Origin of the sequence: Sphingobacterium lumbrici (assembly GCF_006476045.1) — a bacterium.
GTDB classification, from domain to species: domain Bacteria; phylum Bacteroidota; class Bacteroidia; order Sphingobacteriales; family Sphingobacteriaceae; genus Sphingobacterium; species Sphingobacterium lumbrici.
Window position 1 is genome coordinate 380,122 of the sequence record NZ_SRZY01000011.1, and the last position, 16,850, is coordinate 396,971.

Here is a 16,850-nt window from a genome sequence, read left to right on the forward strand (position 1 = left end):
AAAAAAGGCAGCATCGCTGATCATGATGCTACCTTTTTTGTATAAATAGATCCGTATTAGATCAGTTGTTTCAGCAAACTGGTCCAGCTAACCAATTCTCCTATTATTTTTTCTAATTCATCAGCATTCACGCGCTCTTGTTGCATGCTGTCGCGATGACGGATAGTAACCGTATTATCCTCCAATGTTTGGTGGTCTACCGTGATACAGTAGGGCGTGCCAATTGCATCTTGACGACGGTAACGCTTACCTATTGCATCTTTCTCATCGTATTGAATATTGAAATCCAATTTCAGTTTAGTCATGATGTCACGAGCTTTTTCCGGCAAACCATCTTTCTTTGTCAAAGGCAAGACAGCTGCTTTTACCGGAGCAATAGCTGGGTGGAATTTCAATACCGTACGGGAGTCTGTTTTTTCTTCGGTAGATAGGTCTTCTTGTACCAAAGAATTTGCCAATACGGTTAGGAAAAGACGATCCAGACCGATCGAAGTTTCAATTACATACGGAATATAATTTTGGTTAATCTCCGGATCGAAGTACTGCATTTTTTTCTTTGAGAACTCTTGATGTTGTTTCAAATCGAAATCAGTACGGGAATGAATTCCTTCCACCTCTTTGAATCCAAATGGAAACTCGTATTCTATATCCACGGCAGCATTTGCATAGTGTGCAAGTTTTACATGATCGTGGTAACGGTATTTGGTTGGATTAGAACCTAACGCCAAATGCCATTTTAAGCGGGCGTCTTTCCATTTTTCATACCATTCCAACTCCGAACCCGGGCGTACAAAAAATTGCATTTCCATTTGTTCGAATTCGCGCATCCGCATGATAAATTGTCGGGCAATTACCTCATTTCGGAAAGCTTTACCAATCTGTGCGATGCCAAAAGGAATTTTCATTCTTCCGGTCTTTTGCACATTCAGAAAGTTTACAAAAATACCTTGAGCGGTTTCAGGACGAAGATACACTTGTTCTGCACCATCAGCCATGGCACCCATTTGTGTAGCAAACATTAAATTGAATTGACGAACATCAGTCCAGTTTTTAGTTCCTGAAATAGGGCAAACGATATTGTATTCTTCGATAATAGCTTTCAAGCGAACGAGATCATCTGCATTCAATGCGTCATCTAGATCCTTTTGCAATTGTGCTGCTTTATCTGTTTTGCCGTCTTTTTCATACCGATCGATCTTATCTTCGATCAGCTGATCGGCGCGGTAACGTTTTTTTGAATCTTTATTATCGATCATTGGATCGTTGAATCCATCCACGTGACCGGAAGCTTTCCAAGTGGTAGGGTGCATGAAAATCGCGGCGTCAATACCTACAATGTTTTCATTCAATTGTACCATGGATTTCCACCAATACGTCTTTAGGTTATTTTTTAATTCCGAACCTAATTGACCATAATCATAAACGGCACTTAGACCGTCATAAATTTCACTTGAAGGAAATACAAATCCGTATTCCTTAGCGTGAGAAATAATATTTTTGAAAAAGTCGTCTGTTTGCTTGCTCATAAGTGGCAAATATAACTAAAAGAACAAAGATAAAAGAACAAAGATTAAGGATGGGATAACAAATCCCGAACCTGTTCCGTTGCATTTTTATTGTCTACTTTTTTGATAATGTGCTGGATAATTCCGTTTTCGTCAATGATAAAAGTTGTACGGGCTGTGCCCATGTATTTTTTGCCGTACATGTTCTTTTCGACCCAAACACCATAATCGTTAACAATTTTTTGATCTTCATCAGCTAATAGCGTGAAAGGCAATTCAAATTTAGCGATGAATTTTTGATGTGATTGTTCGCTGTCAATGCTGACACCGATTACTTCAATCCCATCATTAACCAGGCTTTGGTAATTGTCGCGGTAATTGCATGCTTCGGTCGTACAGCCGGGTGTATTATCTTTTGGGTAAAAATACAAAATCACTTTCTTGCCGTTGAAATCAGAAAGTTTTACTGTTTCACCTTTTTGATCTTTAGCGGTGATCTCAGGAGCTTTATCTCCTATTTGTAGTGTTGCCATGTCATTTGTTGTTTAAAGATGAAAGAACAATGAATAAGGATAGTCTTTAATCCATTAATCTTTGTGCTATTTTGTAAATTTTGCTTCATACACTTTTTCATTGTCTTTCCAGTCTGTTACAACCAGTTTAAATGTATGGGTTCCTTTGGGTAGCGAAGAATCAAAGCGATGCCAAAGATGTCTGTTTTTGGAATCGTATTCCATTAATACCCACTCGCCGTTTATATAACCATTAAAAGACTGGATTCCGGAAAAATTATCTGATATCGTAAAATCTATCTTAGATTGTGCAGCTACATTTTTGCCATTGCTGAGGTTGCGAGGCGTAATCGAGGGAGCAACGGTGTCTACAGCGACATAAAAATTTCCAAAATTACGTGTATTTACAGTTACCCAACCGTTTTCAAATTTGCCTCCCTCAGAACCAGACTCGACAGAAGCAATTAAGGCTTTGTTTTGTAAATGTGGAGGAAGATTAGTTGGTTTGATACTTAATTTATACGTAGTAAATAGTGGAATGAAGCTGTTGTGTACTTTTTGCAATAAAGAATATCCGGTAGCCACTTGAGGCGCCTCACTGTATTGGAAGTCGAGATGATCGTACAATACACCTATAGGCATGTCTATTTTAATATTGGGCGACTCGAATTTGTTGTCTTCATTATAGGCAAATCGTTGGATGCTTGACGGTGCATTCACCTTTGGATGATAAGTCGTTTTATTTTGCACTTTAAAATTTAGTTCGCTGCAGTTCCCATGTACATCTTTCACTACGTATTTAACGTCATGGACGAGATCATCTTCCAGCTCGATAATGCCCCTATTTTTTAATAGCTTAAAAATGTCAATGGGGTTACCTGGATCTTTAAAGCTTTTCTGCACTTTAGCCTTTGCCGTTTTCCAATACGGATAATCGATATAAGAATGAATGCCTCTTGATGTATTGAAATCCAACTCTTCAAAGAGAACCGTTGAAATAGGTTCGGCATCAACAAATAGTTCAATTGAATATACTCCGTTTTGAAATCCACCAGCGCGATGTCTATCAATGGTATTGATCCCTAGGCCGAATTTACCATTGACCGGAATTACTGCAGGCGAAGCTAATGTATATCGACTTGAACTGTTTGCTTTTACCTGTTGATGTCGCCTAGGTGTATGCTCATTGAAAATTCCATCATTGAGATCGTAAATAGTAACGCCATGAATTGTAGGATTAAAACGATCAGTGAAATGTAATCCGAATAATTGAGGGTTTAAAGGATGCTGACTTTTGGTGTCTCGAATTTCAAAATGCAAATGCGGACCAGCAGAACCGCCGGTATTTCCGGCATTTCCAATCCGCTGCCCTTTCGTTAGGTTCACCCGGCCGGGTTCAAGTATGATGTCTACATCAAATCGTCTTTGTTTATATTGTTCTGCACGTACGATGTTTGTGAGCACATCGTTAAAACTGTCCATGTGAAGATAAACAGAAGTATACCCATTCGGATGATCGATGTAAACCGAATTACCTCCCCCTCCGATTTGCACGCGAACACGCGAGACATAACCTTCTGCGGCTGCATGTAATGGAAGGCCGATCTTCTGTTGCGTACGATAGTCATCACCCGCGTGGAAGTGTGTCGAACGCAATTCTCCGAATGTCCCCGACGCATCCGGAGCAATATTCAGTGGATTGCGAAAATATCCTTGAGGGTAGTTCCGTGAAGTGATGATATCATTATTCTGGGCTACTGCGGAAAAATAAAGCATGCCACAGCCAATGGCCAATATAAGTTTGTGCATAACTATTTTATATTGCAGGTAAACATAGACTTACCTTCCAAAAACCCTTCCAGTTTGTCTCCAATTTGTATCGGACCTACTCCAGCAGGTGTACCCGTGTAAATTAAATCACCTTTACGCAACGTGATGTATTTCGAGATGAAGACGATAAGGCTGTCAAAATCAAACATAACATGTTGCGTATTACCCTCTTGAACAGTCACCCCATTTTTTGACAGCGAAAAGGTCAGGTCGTTTACATTTTCAAATTCCTCCTTTGGGATCAAATTGCTTATGACAGCCGAATGATCGAACGCCTTTGCGAGTTCCCAGGGTAATCCTTTTTCTTTATGTGTAGATTGGATATCCCGAGCTGTAAAGTCGATTCCTAAACCTAGTGCATCATAATATTTATGGGCAAATTTTGGGGATACATGCTTTCCTTCATTACATATCCGAAGGACGACTTCAACTTCATAGTGTATATCCTTCGAAAATTCCGGATAATAAAAATCTTTATTATCCTTCAAGATAGCGGTATCCGGTTTCATGAAAATTACGGGCTTTTCGGGAATCGGATTATTTAATTCTTTTGCGTGATCTATATAATTTCTGCCTACGGCTATTACCTTCATCTGTTTATTTTTATTATTCGTTCTAACATGTATACGCTGCATGTCTTGTATAAACAAAAATAGATAAAATAAAAGTAATGCAGCTAGTGCAAAATCGTTGGTATATAATTCCTATTTTGCAAAAAAAGAAAAGATTACATGATAGCACAATTAGACGCTGTATTATTTGATTTAGATGGAACATTAATTGATTCTGAGTTTTTTTATTATAGCAATTGGTCTCCAATATTAGCGAAGGAGTTTGGACTCCAGATTACTTTTGAAGATTGGATACAGTATTTTGCCGGACATACTTTGGTGCGTAATGTGGGCATGCTGATGGAAAGCTATGGAATAGAAACGACAGAAGAGTTTATGTGGAAAGAAACCCGTGCTAACTATGCTAAGTCGGATATGACGACGATTCGACTTATGCCGTATGCCCGGGAAATTTTAGAAAAGTTAATAACTGAAAATATAAGATTGGCATTAGTTACTTCGAGCTATAGAACTACGGTGGATACCGTTTTGGGTCATCATGGTTTATTGGAGTATTTCGAGTTTTTTATTACGAGAGAAAAGGTTGTTCATGCAAAACCAAATCCGGAGCCTTATCTGTTGGCTACGGAGATTCTAGGTGTTCCTCAGAAAAATATTATTGCAATAGAAGATACATCGACTGGCTGTGCTGCAGCACAGGGAGCGGGGTTAACCTGTATTGCGGTAACAAAATATAGCTCGGAAATCAAAAAACTGTCTAAAGCTGACAGTATTGTAGGTAGTTTGAAGGAAGTCAGCGGATTGTTATTTGCAAATGAGTGATATCTCATTTGCAGTAAGTAGGGCTAAGTAGTTTCTGTTAGAAAGTTATGACGATCTAGTGGGCTAATTTGATAACTTTATTGTATTTTTAGTTTTCCGTAGTATAAAATTCTATGAATAGAAGAACAGCAATAAGACAACTATTTGTCGTCGCCGGGGGTATAATAATCGCGTCATCCTGTTCGTCGGATGTAGGCGGTAGTTCTATCCAGCTTAATACGATAAGATTAACAGCCAAAGATGAAGCTCTGTTAGCAGATCTAGTAGAAGCAATTATACCGTCGTCAGATAGCCCGGGAGCCAAGGAACTTAACTTGCATCTTTTTGTGATGAAGATGGTTGATGATTGTTCTGATCCGGAGGAACAGGAACAATTTATAGCCGGTTTAAAATCCGCTAAGAAATTAGAAGGTAAATCTACAGATGAAATTTTGGCTTACTTGGAGGAATTGCCCAAGGATGATGTATTTCTTCACCTCCTAAAGCGTCGTACGATTCAAGGTTATATGAATTCCGAATATGTGATGAAAAATAAATTAGTTTATGAATTGATTCCGGGAAGATATAACGGAGCAGTAAAAATTGAAGCATAATTTTCTATGGCAAATTTGAATATTGACACTGTAAAAGACAGAACGTATGATGCGATTGTGATTGGATCTGGAATCAGTGGCGGATGGTCTGCCAAAGAATTATGCGAGAAGGGATTGAAAACGTTGGTTTTGGAAAGGGGTCGGGATGTACAGCATGTCAAAGATTATCCAACAACCAATATGTATCCCTGGGAGTTCGAACATCGTAATGAACTGCCTTATAAAATAAAAAAGGAGAATCCTATCGTGAACAGGTGCTATGCATTTCACGAAGATGCAGCACATTTTTTTGTGAAGGATAACGAGCATCCTTATGTACAGGAGAAGCCATTCGATTGGATCAGAGGCTATCAAGTAGGGGGAAAGTCTTTATTATGGGCTCGACAGACACAGCGTTGGTCTGACTTTGATTTTGACGGCCCGGCACGTGATGGTTTCGCGGTGGATTGGCCGATAAGATATGCAGATTTAAAACCTTGGTACGATTATGTTGAACGTTTTGCAGGTATAGCCGGAGACAGAGATGGCTTACCCGAATTACCCGATGGCGAATTCTTGCCGGGATATCCCTTGAATGTAGTCGAGAAATATTTTAAGCAGAAAATAGAATCGGTCTATCCCAGCAGGAAAGTTATTTCGGCGCGTTGTGCGCATCTATCAAAACCGAATCAGATTCATTTGGACCAAGGGCGCGTACAATGTCAGAACCGTACCTTATGTCAGCGCGGTTGTCCTTTTGGTGGATATTTTAGTTCTAATTCGTCGACTTTACCATGGGCAGCGAAGACGGGAAATTTAACATTGCGTCCAGATTCTGTCGTGCATTCTATTCTGTACGACGATGATAAAGGAAAAGCGATAGGCGTCAAGGTGATTGACCGAAATACAAAGGAAGAAATCGATTTTTATGCAAAAGTGATCTTTGTAAATGCCGCGGCATTGAATACCAACCTGATCTTGCTCAATTCCAAATCCCAACGGTTTCCCGAAGGGTTGGGTAACGACAGCGGAACATTAGGAAAATATGTCGGCTTTCATAATTATAGTGCACGCATATATGGCGAATATGAAGGTTTATTGGAGTATAAAACGGACGGACGTAATCCTGCCGGAGGGGGCTACATTCCGCGTTTTAGAAATCTTCATCGACAAGAAACGGACTTTTTGAGAGGCTATGCTGCAGGTTTTGGGGCTTGGCGAATGTCAAATTCCGATCAGTCGGGTTTGGGGCTTAACTTGAAGGATTCGTTACTTAATCCAACATGGGGTAATTGGGGCGTGGGATCTCACATGATGGGGGAGACCATTCCAAAAGAATCAAATTATGTGACGCTAGATGCGGATAAAAAAGATGATTGGGGTATACCTCAACTAAAAATCGCTATCGATTATGATGATAATGATGCGAAGATGAAGAAGGATTATCTGGATACGATGGAAGAAATGTTTATCACAGCAGGGTTTACAAATATTCAGCGGAATGAGAGTTCGCAGGCTCCCGGTTTAGATATTCACGAGATGGGAGGCGTACGTATGGGATTAGATCCAAAAACTTCAATGCTGAATAAGTGGAATCAGTTGCATGCTGTACCCAATGTATTTGTAACCGATGGTGCTGCGATGACTTCTACCTCGACTCAAAACCCATCCTTAACGTATATGGCTTTCTCCGCCCGATCTGTAGATTATATGGTGCAAGAAATAAAAAAAGGGAATTTAGTGTAATTCCCTTTTTTTATTTTTATACCTCTACGGTTGCATCCATTTTAAAGTCATCATCCATTAAATGGACAATCTCCATTGACTTTTCGTAGTTTGTTGATTTTTTAGAGAAGAAATCGTGTTGTGTGGTTTCGGTATTCAACCCATTCAATACGATCGGATTTACCTGTTTTACTTCAAAAACCGGATCAAATCCTAAATTCATCAAGGCTTTATTTCCGTTGTACCGTACATATTCCTTTACTTCTGCAGTGAGTCCCACAACAGTGTACAGCTCTTCGGTATATTTGATTTCGTTTTCGTATAAGTCATTTAGTAGAGTTAGGAATTTCTCTTTGACTTGTTCTTTATTGGAAAGCTTTGCGTATACTTCTTGCGCGATTAAACCCACGAATACACCATGTATCGATTCATCCGCAACGATCTTTTTGATGATATCTGCAGAGGCCACCATTTGCCCTTGTCCGCACAACCACAATGGAAGGAAGAAACCAGAATAGAATAAAAATGACTCTAATAATACCGAGGCAGCTAATGCCATGAATAGTTCTTCATCAGAAACATTTTCTTTATCAATGGCACGGTAATACTTGTCGATGGTTCTGGCTTTATATTGCAAGAATTTATTTTTCGACACCCAACCAAATACATCATTGATCTCGTTTGTTGTCGATACCGTGGTGAAAATAGTAGAGTATGATTTGGCATGTATAGCTTCCATCATACACATATAAGATAGTACAGCTTTGTTTTGCAATGAATCGATATGATCGATAATTTTAGGCATACCCGTATGACTTTGCAGTGTATCCAATAAGGTCAAGCCTCCCAAAGCTTTTTTATAGCACTCTTTCATGTCCCAGCTTAATCCTTTCCAGCTGTCGATGTCTTTTGAAGGAATATATTCTGTGTCGATCCAGAATTGTCTGATATTTTGTTCCCAAAACATTAATGCATAATCGTTGTCCGGGGTATTCCAGTTTACCGCTTTAAATTGTTTACTCATTACGTGTTCTATTTGTTAAAGAAGCTGAAATAGAATACGTAATAAACCGTTCTTATTTCAGCTTCTGTGTTTTGTGTAGTGGGTTAATGTATTTTTATGCCGAACACGATACACATTCGTCAATACTTGACTTACGTGTACGGGTGTAATACAAGGATTTTAAGCCTAATTTGTGTGCATAGATATAGTATTTTGATAGGTCGCGCGTACTATCCTTTGAGTTGGTATGAAGGATAGTCGATACACCTTGATCAATATGTCTTTGGATTACGGAAACCAGTTTTAATACCTTGAATTGATCCATATCGTATGCTGATTTGAAGTAGAAGTAATTATCGTTCGTCAAATAAGGCATAGGATAATACGTTGTGCTATCTCCATACTCACGCACTTCGATGATATCTACTACAGGCATTACCGATGCAGTTGCATTCATGATGTAAGATGTAGATTGATTAGGAGCAATCGCTAAGCGGTAAGCATGGTATACTCCGTGTTCCTGCACTTGTGCCTTCAGGTTAGTCCAGTCGTCTACTGTTGGGATATGTACGCCTTCAAATAGCTCTTTTACCTTATCTGTTTTAGGTATGTATTCGCGATTCAGATACATGTCGAAATACGAACCATCGGCATAACCTGATTTTTCGAAACCTGTAAATGTTTTGCTGCGCTCTTTTGCAATTTCCATAGATGCTTCTAACGAATAGTAGTTCATCATCATGAAGAATGTATTTGCAAAATCTAAAGCTTCTGTAGATTCGTACATGATGAAGCTTTTTGCCAGGAATCCATGTAAATTCATAGCACCTAAGCCTACGGAGTGCAATTCGCGGTTCGCTTTTGCAATGGAGGGTACCATCTCGATATTTGTCACATCAGATACTACGGTCAGCGATCGCATTGCGGTTTTTACCGTCTCTTTGATACGCTTATTATCCATTACAGTTGCGATGTTCAATGAACCGAGGTTACATGAAATACCATAGCGGATTGTATCTTCTCTACCATAAATTTCGATATCAGAAACTTCCGAAACTTGCATAATCTCTGTACATAGGTTAGAAAATTTTACTTTTCCTATTCCATTCAGAGCATGTGCGCGGTTCGCGTTTTCCTTAAAGAAAATATAAGGATAGCCCGATTCTTTTTGGGTTTGTGCGATCTTCACCAACATGTGGCGGGCATTGATTTTTTTCTTCTTGACGTTTGGATTAGTGATTAGCTCATCATACATTGCGTCCATATCCATCTCGTCAAGAGGTTTACCATACTCTTGCATTACGGTATGTGGATAGATTAAGTAGCATGCTTCGTCTTTCTCGGCCAATTCCATGAATTTATCAGGAATAATAATACCGATGGATAGCGATTTAATACGTACTTTCTCGTCGACATTAATTTTTTTACAATCCAAAAATTCTTCTATATCAGAATGGAAAATATTTAAATATACCGCTCCAGCTCCAGGACGCTGCCCTAACTGGTTGGCATAGGAAAATGTGTCTTCCATAATCTTCATGATAGGTAATACACCGCCTGCACGCCCGTCTACACCTTTTATTGCTTCGCCACGCGCACGGATTTTTGAAATATTAAATGAAACTCCTCCACCTATTGAAGATAATTTCATTGCTGAATCGACTGCATAGCCGATACCATTTAAATTGTCTCCTATTTCATCCAAAAAACATGAAACAAGTTCTCCAGAACGTTTTTTTCCAGCATTCAAGAATGTCGGGGTAGCAGGCTGATATTCTTGATTGATCATTATTTCGGCGTATTGGATTGCTTTTTCAACTCCTTCTTCGCGCGCTAAAAATAAGGATACCGCCACGACACGGTCTTCATAGCGTTCTAGGAATTTTTCTCCAGAGTCATCGCGTAGTGCATAGCTTTGGAAAAACTTGAAAGCCGCCATAAAGGATTGAAAACGGAATTTCTTCGCATATACAAAATTGTACACTTCTTCCATTTGTTCAAACGTAAACCATTGATAGAAATCGATATAGTAATCGTTTTCTATCAGATAATCAATTTTTTCCTTTAAGTTGTAAAAGAATACCGTATTCTTATTAACATACTCTAGGAAATAGGCGCGAACAGCCTCTTTATCTTTGTGAAGGCTGAACTCGTCATCATGTTTAATCATGATTTCGTTATTAAGCAATATCCAGTTTTTTGCTACCTCGTTTGCTATCATAGTATTGATTTTTTATGATGTCTATAAATTGATTAATATCCTCCATGGTACCCGACAGCTCAAATTTGAAAGCCATTGGAATATCATATTGTTCTGCAATTTTATCTGCTGCAATGCCAAAATTTCTTCCCCAGTTGCGGTTGCCACTTGATGTTACTGAAAAAAAATTGCTGTGCTGTGTTTGTAAAAATTCTTCAGTCATCGGGGGTACTTTACCAAAGTTCGTTGTAAAAGTAATAAGGTGCCCCGGTGTATCAACAACCATATCCTTGTGGATACGGTGTGCTGTCCAGCCTGTAATCTGAGTCACTTTATCAATAAAACGCTGTACATTGCCCGTTCTGCTATCGTAATATAAATGTGTCATGTCAACATGTTTTAAATAATACGAGATTCTTATTGTGCAATAGCTGCTTCTAACTCTTCTGGTCTGAATCCTATGATACGGTGTGTTATTTCGTTGTCTTCTAATATAATTACAGTAGGTACTGTTCTTACTTTAAACTTAACCGCTAATTCAGGTTCATCGAAAGGATTAACCGTTTCGTAAGAGATACCTTTGTTGTCAAGGTAAGCCGATACTTGTGCGCATGGGGCACAGTCATTTTTTTCGAATTTAATGATTCTTGCCATGTTATAGTTAAGTTTAGAAGTAACAGAAGACGCTAACCCTCTGGTACCATGTATTTAATGAATTATGATTTTTTGAGATTGTCAGTAATCTCTTGCTAAACAAATATCATATATTTTATACGCGAGCGGTAGTTATACTTTTCCACATTAATTTTAACACTTCGATGGAAATGCGCTTGATGAAGGTAATTTTTGTATAATGATTTGTTTTACAGGTTTTAAGATATGTGGATAACTTTAAAATCCTTTTTTGTAGTTGAATTTCTACACGTAAAAAATGACTAATTTATGCAAAAAAAACTATCTAATTTTGTGGATTATATCAAAAAAATAAGTAAACTTATAGGGGTTTCCTAGTGATTTAATATTATTAAAATTAAGTCATTCTTTTACATTAAATAATCTATTCTAATGCACAAATTTATCTTTCTTTGGCTCTTTCTCTTTGTGTTTAACATTCAAGCACAAGAGCATGTTACCTATCAACAACCCTCTTCAGAAATATTGACACTAGCCGATTACCAACGGCCGCCAACTATCCGCATAAGTGAGGATAAAAGTTGGATTGTGTCCGTTTATCGTTCTACATATAAGAGCTTAGACGAACTTACTCAAGAGGAGCTTCGACTAGGAGGGCTACGTATCAATCCGCTGACGAATATATCAAGTACTGCTACCTATTCGAACGATTTAAAGATTAGGAAAACAGGAGAGAAAACTGATATACCCGTTTCAGGACTGCCGGAGCAGGCAAAGATAGCACATATCAGCTTTTCACCAGATTCCAAGGTGTTGGTGTTTACACACACCACAACTCAAGGTGTTGAATTGTGGTGTGTTGAGTTGTCGACTGCAAAAGCCAAAAGGTTGACAGCCGACAATTTGAATGCCAATTTAGGAACACCCTATACTTGGTTTAAAGATAGCTCCAAATTGTTGATTATGAGATTGCCCGGAGATCGCAAGCAATTGATCGACAGTAGTAAAGATTTGCCGTTAGGCCCTATCGTATCAACTAGTACGGGACAAGTTTCGCAATTGAGAACCTATCAGGATTTATTGAAGAATCCACAGGACGAATCAAATTTTGAAACACTAGTAAATTCCGAACTGTATATAGTAGATCTTAACGGGCAGCAGACTAAGTTTATGGATAGCGATATGTTTGTTCAGGAATCATTCTCACCGGACGGACGCTACCTATTGGTTACCACGATTAAGCGACCATTTTCCTATGTCGTCCCTTATTCTCAATTTCCACAGGAAACAAAGGTTTACGATCTAGCCGGAACCCTTATCAAGGTCGTCAACGAAGTTCCGCTCACAGAGATTCAGCCTAAGGGGTTTTCCTCTACGCGTAAAGGTAAAAGATCAATGGGTTGGCGAAGCGACAAAGCATCCAGTCTATATTATGTCGAGGCGTTGGATGAAGGGGATGCCACCAAGAAGGTTGAATTCAGGGATGAACTTTTTACGTGGGAGGTGCCATTTTCCAGCTTACCAACATCTTTGATGAAATTAGCCGATCGCTACAGCGGTGTGTTATGGGGCGATGAAGAAAATACATTGGTTTATTCCTCTTGGTACGACACCCGTAGTGTAAAGACATTCTTATTGAATCCTACTACAGGCTCGTCAAAATTAGTTTTAGATCGTAACTCTCAAGATGTATACAGTGACCCGGGCAATGTCCACATGCATCGAAATCAATATGGCAGACAAGTTATGTTTATCCATAAACAGAAAGCTTATTGGGTAGGAAATGGTTTTACAAAAGAGGGGCAATTTCCTTTTATCGATGAATACGATCTAAAGACGGGCGCAAAAAAAAGATTGTATACTTCTGATATTCCAGGCAAAAAGGAAACGATAGTCGATCTTGTTGATATCACAAAAGGAGATATCATCGTATCCGTAGAGTCACCCACATTATACCCGAACTATTTTCTTAAAAACATTAAATCCGGTAAATCATCTGTGCTAACTACATTTGAAAATCCATTTAAAGGGTTGGACGATGTTTACAAAGAAGTAATTTCTTATAAACGTGCTGATGGCGTTGACTTAACAGGAACATTATATTTGCCGTCTGGATACGACAGGAATAAAAAGGAAAAATTGCCTTTGCTGATCTGGGCATATCCAACAGAGTATAAAGACAAGAGTACTGCGGGACAGAATACGGCAAACCCCAATGACTTTACTTTTCCATACTATGGGTCTTTTGTTTATTGGGTAACCAAAGGCTATGCGGTATTAGACGATGCTGCTTTTCCAATTATTGGAGAAGGTACGGATGAACCCAATGATACATTTATTGAACAACTTGTTGCAAATGGAAAGGCGGCTATCGATGCAGTAGATAAGCTTGGGTATATTGACCGCACGAAGGTTGGTGTGGGCGGACATTCCTATGGTGCTTTTATGACGGCTAATCTATTGACACATTCGGATTTGTTTGCTGTCGGCATCGCACGTTCTGGCGCTTATAATCGTACCTTGACACCGTTTGGTTTTCAACGGGAACAGCGGAATTATTGGGATGTACCTGAGGTATATAATACCATGTCTCCGTTTATGCAAGCCGATAAAATGAAAACTCCCATGTTATTGATCCACGGTACAGCAGATAACAATCCTGGAACGTTTACATTACAGACGGAGCGCTACTTCCAAGCATTAAAGAATCTCGGAGCACCTGTCCGCATGGTGTTATTGCCGTTCGAATCGCATGGATACCAATCCAAAGAAAGCGTATTACACGTCCTATGGGAACAGGATCAGTTTTTAGAAAAGTATCTGAAAGGAAAATAAAAATTATAGGTGCATCGTACAATGCACCTATAAAAAATCTATATGTTATTATTGGGCTGCTTTTACTTGAAACGGTAACAAGTAATCAACAATATACCTTATACCAGGTATTCAAATAGGGTCTGATCTTTATTGACTTCGATAAAATCGAATTTATACATTTTCATACGTTCGATAAAGCTGATATAATCCTTAGGATCATTTAGTTCAATACCAATTAATGCTGGGCCGCGTTCACGTTCGGTCTTTTTGATGTATTCAAAACGTGTAATATCATCCTTAGGACCAAGTACCTCGGTGACTAAGAGACGCAATGCACCGGGACGTTGCGGAAAACGAACAATAAAGTAGTGTTTGAATCCTTCATAGAGCAAGGACATTTCCTTGATTTCGCTCATACGATCGATATCGTTGTTGCCACCAGAGACAATGCAGACTACCTTTTTACCTTTGATTTCTTCTTGATGGAATTCCAATGCCGAAATGGACAGTGCCCCGGCCGGTTCGGCGACAATGGCATCCTTGTTGTAAAGTTCTAAAATGGATGTACAAATTTTACCTTCCGGAACAGACTTTACAGAATCCAATAGTTGACTGCTGATCGAATAGGTTAATGCACCAATCTTTTTGACCGCTGCTCCATCTACGAACTTGTTGATGTGTTCTAATTCGATCGGTCCTCCATGGGCAATAGCTGCTTGCATAGAAGGGGCTCCTTCGGGTTCAATACCATACAGTTTTACCTGTGGAGCAACTTTTTTCAGATGATAGCTCACGCCCGAGGATAGTCCACCACCTCCTATAGGGATAAAGACCGCGTCTAAGTCCGGGAGATCTTCCAAGATCTCTACAGCTACGGTTCCCTGGCCTTCAATGATTTTAATATCGTCAAAAGGTGGGATAAAATTCATATTGTGTGCCGTAGCATACTCCGTTGCTGCTTTTTGGCAATCGTCAAATGTATCACCGGTTAGTACGATCTCAATGTGGCCATTTCCCCACATTTCGGTCTGCGTAATCTTTTGACGAGGCGTAGGTCCGGGCATAAAAATAACACCCTTGATGCCTAGCTTTTTGCAAGAGAAGGCTACCCCTTGTGCATGATTACCTGCGCTGGCACATACCACTCCACGTGATCTTTCTTCTTCTGATAGACTCACGATCTTGTTATAAGCACCTCGTAACTTGTACGAGCGTACCACTTGAAGATCTTCTCTCTTTAAGTATACGTGTGCGCCATATTTTTCAGAAAGATGCAGGTTGTATTGTAGCGGTGTGCGCGTTACAACGTCTTTTATACGTTCTTTGGCGCGCAGCGAATCTATTTCTAATGTTGATAAGTCCATTTTATATTGGAGAATGGATAAAAGAGTAAGGATTAAAGACATCTTTGATCCTTACTCTTTTATCCTTGTTCTATATTATTTAACTAAGGCAAGTAGGTCTTCATCGTTAATGTCTTTTTTTGCATCAGCGATAACTAAGAAACGCTCGTATGTAGTGGCCAAAGTTTCTTTATCCAAATGGTAACCTAGGCGCTCTAAGTGATGTTTTAACGCATGACGGCCTGATCGTGCAGTCAAGATAATATCAGCTTCTTCCAGACCGACATCCTCCGGACGGATGATTTCATAATTTTCACGATGTTTTAAGAAGCCATCCTGATGGATCCCTGAACTATGCGCAAATGCATTTCGGCCTACGATAGCTTTATTGGGCTGTACCGGCATGTTCATCATGTCACTCACTTTGCGTGAGATATAGGTAAACATCGTACTGTCTATATTAGAGCTCAGATTTCCAAAGGATTGATTGTGTACTTTTAAAATCATTGCTACTTCCTCCAATGATGTATTGCCTGCACGCTCTCCGATACCGTTGATCGTACATTCTACCTGCCGAGCGCCGTTCTGCACTGCAGCAATAGAATTGGCCGTTGCTAATCCTAAGTCATTATGGCAATGTGCAGAGATGATAGCCTGGTCAATATTTTTGACATGTTCTTTAAGGTATTTGATCTTCGCGCCATATTGATCGGGTAGGCAATAACCATTTGTATCGGGAATATTGACTACTGTAGCACCGGCAGCAATTACAGCTTCGATCATTTGAGCAAGATAGACCAAGTCGGCACGTCCGGCATCTTCAGCATAGAATTCTACGTCTTCGACATAGGATTTTGCATGTTTGACGGCTGCTATGGCTCTTTCCAAAATCTCTTCCCGGGTGCTGTTGAATTTGTAATGGATATGCATATCCGATGAACCGATTCCGGTGTGTATACGCGGACGTTTGGCGTATTTTAGCGCATCAGCAGCTACATCAATATCGTTCTTATTGGCTCTGGTTAAGGCGCAGATAATCACGTTGTCAACAGCTTTGGATAACTCGACAACCGATTGGAAATCTCCGGGACTTGATACCGGAAATCCAGCTTCAATAATATCAACGCCCAAACGTTCTAGATCTTTAGCAATTTCGACTTTTTCTGTCGTCGTTAATTGGCATCCGGGAACTTGCTCACCGTCGCGAAGCGTCGTGTCGAAGATGTATAAGTGATTAGGATCGTGTAACATAATTTTAAATTAAAAAGTTAAAAACAGTCATTGCGAGCGAGCAGATCAATCTCTTTATTCAGCTA

Annotated in this window: 14 protein-coding genes; 4 read left to right on the forward strand and 10 right to left on the reverse strand. The window is 39.5% G+C overall.

Annotation, left to right across the window (positions count from 1 at the left end; translation table 11 throughout):
- Positions 1-56 precede the first annotated feature (56 nt).
- From E4F24_RS03830 to E4F24_RS03845, 4 genes are all read right to left on the reverse strand, one after another.
- Positions 57-1,526: a glycine--tRNA ligase gene (locus tag E4F24_RS03830; RefSeq protein WP_140937338.1), complete on the reverse strand. Its 1,470-nt coding sequence runs from the start codon at positions 1,524-1,526 to the stop codon at positions 57-59.
- Positions 1,527-1,570: 44 nt separating this feature from the next.
- Positions 1,571-2,038 carry a thioredoxin-dependent thiol peroxidase gene (gene bcp / locus E4F24_RS03835; protein WP_140937339.1) on the reverse strand — a complete coding sequence of 156 codons (468 nt, stop codon included), beginning with the start codon at positions 2,036-2,038 and terminating at the stop codon, positions 1,571-1,573.
- A 66-nt stretch (positions 2,039-2,104) separates the two neighbouring features.
- Positions 2,105-3,826 carry a M23 family metallopeptidase gene (locus E4F24_RS03840; protein ID WP_140937340.1) on the reverse strand — a complete coding sequence of 574 codons (1,722 nt, stop codon included), beginning with the start codon at positions 3,824-3,826 and terminating at the stop codon, positions 2,105-2,107.
- A 2-nt stretch (positions 3,827-3,828) separates the two neighbouring features.
- Positions 3,829-4,440: a fumarylacetoacetate hydrolase family protein gene (locus E4F24_RS03845; protein ID WP_140937341.1), complete on the reverse strand. Its 612-nt coding sequence runs from the start codon at positions 4,438-4,440 to the stop codon at positions 3,829-3,831.
- Positions 4,441-4,578: 138 nt separating this feature from the next.
- On the opposite strand from E4F24_RS03845, the gene E4F24_RS03850 reads away from it, so the two are divergent.
- The 3 genes from E4F24_RS03850 (at position 4,579) to E4F24_RS03860 (ending at position 7,559) form a co-directional block, all read left to right on the forward strand.
- On the forward strand, positions 4,579-5,241 hold the full coding sequence (locus E4F24_RS03850) for an HAD family hydrolase (protein WP_140937342.1): 663 nt from the start codon (positions 4,579-4,581) through the stop codon (positions 5,239-5,241).
- A gap of 113 nt (positions 5,242-5,354) precedes the next feature.
- Positions 5,355-5,834, forward strand: coding sequence for a gluconate 2-dehydrogenase subunit 3 family protein (locus tag E4F24_RS03855; RefSeq protein WP_140937343.1), 480 nt, complete (start codon positions 5,355-5,357; stop codon positions 5,832-5,834).
- Between the two features lie 6 nt (positions 5,835-5,840).
- Positions 5,841-7,559: a GMC oxidoreductase gene (locus E4F24_RS03860; protein WP_140937344.1), complete on the forward strand. Its 1,719-nt coding sequence runs from the start codon at positions 5,841-5,843 to the stop codon at positions 7,557-7,559.
- A gap of 16 nt (positions 7,560-7,575) precedes the next feature.
- Here the strand turns inward: E4F24_RS03860 and nrdF are convergent, their stop codons facing one another.
- The 4 genes from nrdF to E4F24_RS03880 all read right to left on the reverse strand — a co-directional run bounded on the left by nrdF (position 7,576) and on the right by E4F24_RS03880 (position 11,395).
- Positions 7,576-8,562 (reverse strand): class 1b ribonucleoside-diphosphate reductase subunit beta, encoded by a 987-nt coding sequence (nrdF, locus tag E4F24_RS03865; RefSeq protein ID WP_140937345.1) that lies wholly within the window; start codon positions 8,560-8,562, stop codon positions 7,576-7,578.
- 94 nt (positions 8,563-8,656) lie between these two features.
- A complete protein-coding gene (nrdE, locus tag E4F24_RS03870; protein ID WP_140937346.1) occupies positions 8,657-10,762 on the reverse strand; it encodes a class 1b ribonucleoside-diphosphate reductase subunit alpha in 2,106 nt (701 codons plus the stop codon).
- Positions 10,722-11,129 carry a class Ib ribonucleoside-diphosphate reductase assembly flavoprotein NrdI gene (gene nrdI, locus E4F24_RS03875; protein WP_140937347.1) on the reverse strand — a complete coding sequence of 136 codons (408 nt, stop codon included), beginning with the start codon at positions 11,127-11,129 and terminating at the stop codon, positions 10,722-10,724. Before nrdI ends, nrdE begins: the two co-directional genes overlap by 41 nt.
- 29 nt (positions 11,130-11,158) lie before the next feature.
- Positions 11,159-11,395, reverse strand: a complete 237-nt coding sequence (locus E4F24_RS03880) for a glutaredoxin family protein (RefSeq protein ID WP_140937348.1) — start codon at positions 11,393-11,395, stop codon at positions 11,159-11,161.
- Between the two features lie 411 nt (positions 11,396-11,806).
- Between E4F24_RS03880 and E4F24_RS03885 the strand changes: the two genes are divergently transcribed.
- Positions 11,807-14,209 carry a S9 family peptidase gene (locus E4F24_RS03885; RefSeq protein ID WP_140937349.1) on the forward strand — a complete coding sequence of 801 codons (2,403 nt, stop codon included), beginning with the start codon at positions 11,807-11,809 and terminating at the stop codon, positions 14,207-14,209.
- Between the two features lie 98 nt (positions 14,210-14,307).
- On the opposite strand, the gene ilvA is transcribed toward E4F24_RS03885, so the two are convergent.
- A complete protein-coding gene (gene ilvA / locus E4F24_RS03890) occupies positions 14,308-15,555 on the reverse strand; it encodes a threonine ammonia-lyase IlvA (RefSeq protein ID WP_140937350.1) in 1,248 nt (415 codons plus the stop codon).
- Positions 15,556-15,630: 75 nt separating this feature from the next.
- Positions 15,631-16,785: a 2-isopropylmalate synthase gene (locus E4F24_RS03895; protein WP_140937351.1), complete on the reverse strand. Its 1,155-nt coding sequence runs from the start codon at positions 16,783-16,785 to the stop codon at positions 15,631-15,633.
- Positions 16,786-16,850 lie beyond the last annotated feature (65 nt).

Coding starts and splice junctions, on each gene's coding strand:
- E4F24_RS03885 (WP_140937349.1), top strand. CDS start 11,807: ATGCACAAATTTATCTTTCTTTGGCTCTTTCTCTTTGTGTTTAACATT.
- E4F24_RS03895 (WP_140937351.1), bottom strand. CDS start 16,785: ATGTTACACGATCCTAATCACTTATACATCTTCGACACGACGCTTCGC.
- E4F24_RS03880 (WP_140937348.1), bottom strand. CDS start 11,395: ATGGCAAGAATCATTAAATTCGAAAAAAATGACTGTGCCCCATGCGCA.
- ilvA (WP_140937350.1), bottom strand. CDS start 15,555: ATGGACTTATCAACATTAGAAATAGATTCGCTGCGCGCCAAAGAACGT.
- nrdE (WP_140937346.1), bottom strand. CDS start 10,762: ATGATAGCAAACGAGGTAGCAAAAAACTGGATATTGCTTAATAACGAA.
- E4F24_RS03840 (WP_140937340.1), bottom strand. CDS start 3,826: ATGCACAAACTTATATTGGCCATTGGCTGTGGCATGCTTTATTTTTCC.
- E4F24_RS03850 (WP_140937342.1), top strand. CDS start 4,579: ATGATAGCACAATTAGACGCTGTATTATTTGATTTAGATGGAACATTA.
- E4F24_RS03830 (WP_140937338.1), bottom strand. CDS start 1,526: ATGAGCAAGCAAACAGACGACTTTTTCAAAAATATTATTTCTCACGCT.
- E4F24_RS03845 (WP_140937341.1), bottom strand. CDS start 4,440: ATGAAGGTAATAGCCGTAGGCAGAAATTATATAGATCACGCAAAAGAA.
- E4F24_RS03855 (WP_140937343.1), top strand. CDS start 5,355: ATGAATAGAAGAACAGCAATAAGACAACTATTTGTCGTCGCCGGGGGT.
- nrdF (WP_140937345.1), bottom strand. CDS start 8,562: ATGAGTAAACAATTTAAAGCGGTAAACTGGAATACCCCGGACAACGAT.
- bcp (WP_140937339.1), bottom strand. CDS start 2,038: ATGGCAACACTACAAATAGGAGATAAAGCTCCTGAGATCACCGCTAAA.
- E4F24_RS03860 (WP_140937344.1), top strand. CDS start 5,841: ATGGCAAATTTGAATATTGACACTGTAAAAGACAGAACGTATGATGCG.
- nrdI (WP_140937347.1), bottom strand. CDS start 11,129: ATGACACATTTATATTACGATAGCAGAACGGGCAATGTACAGCGTTTT.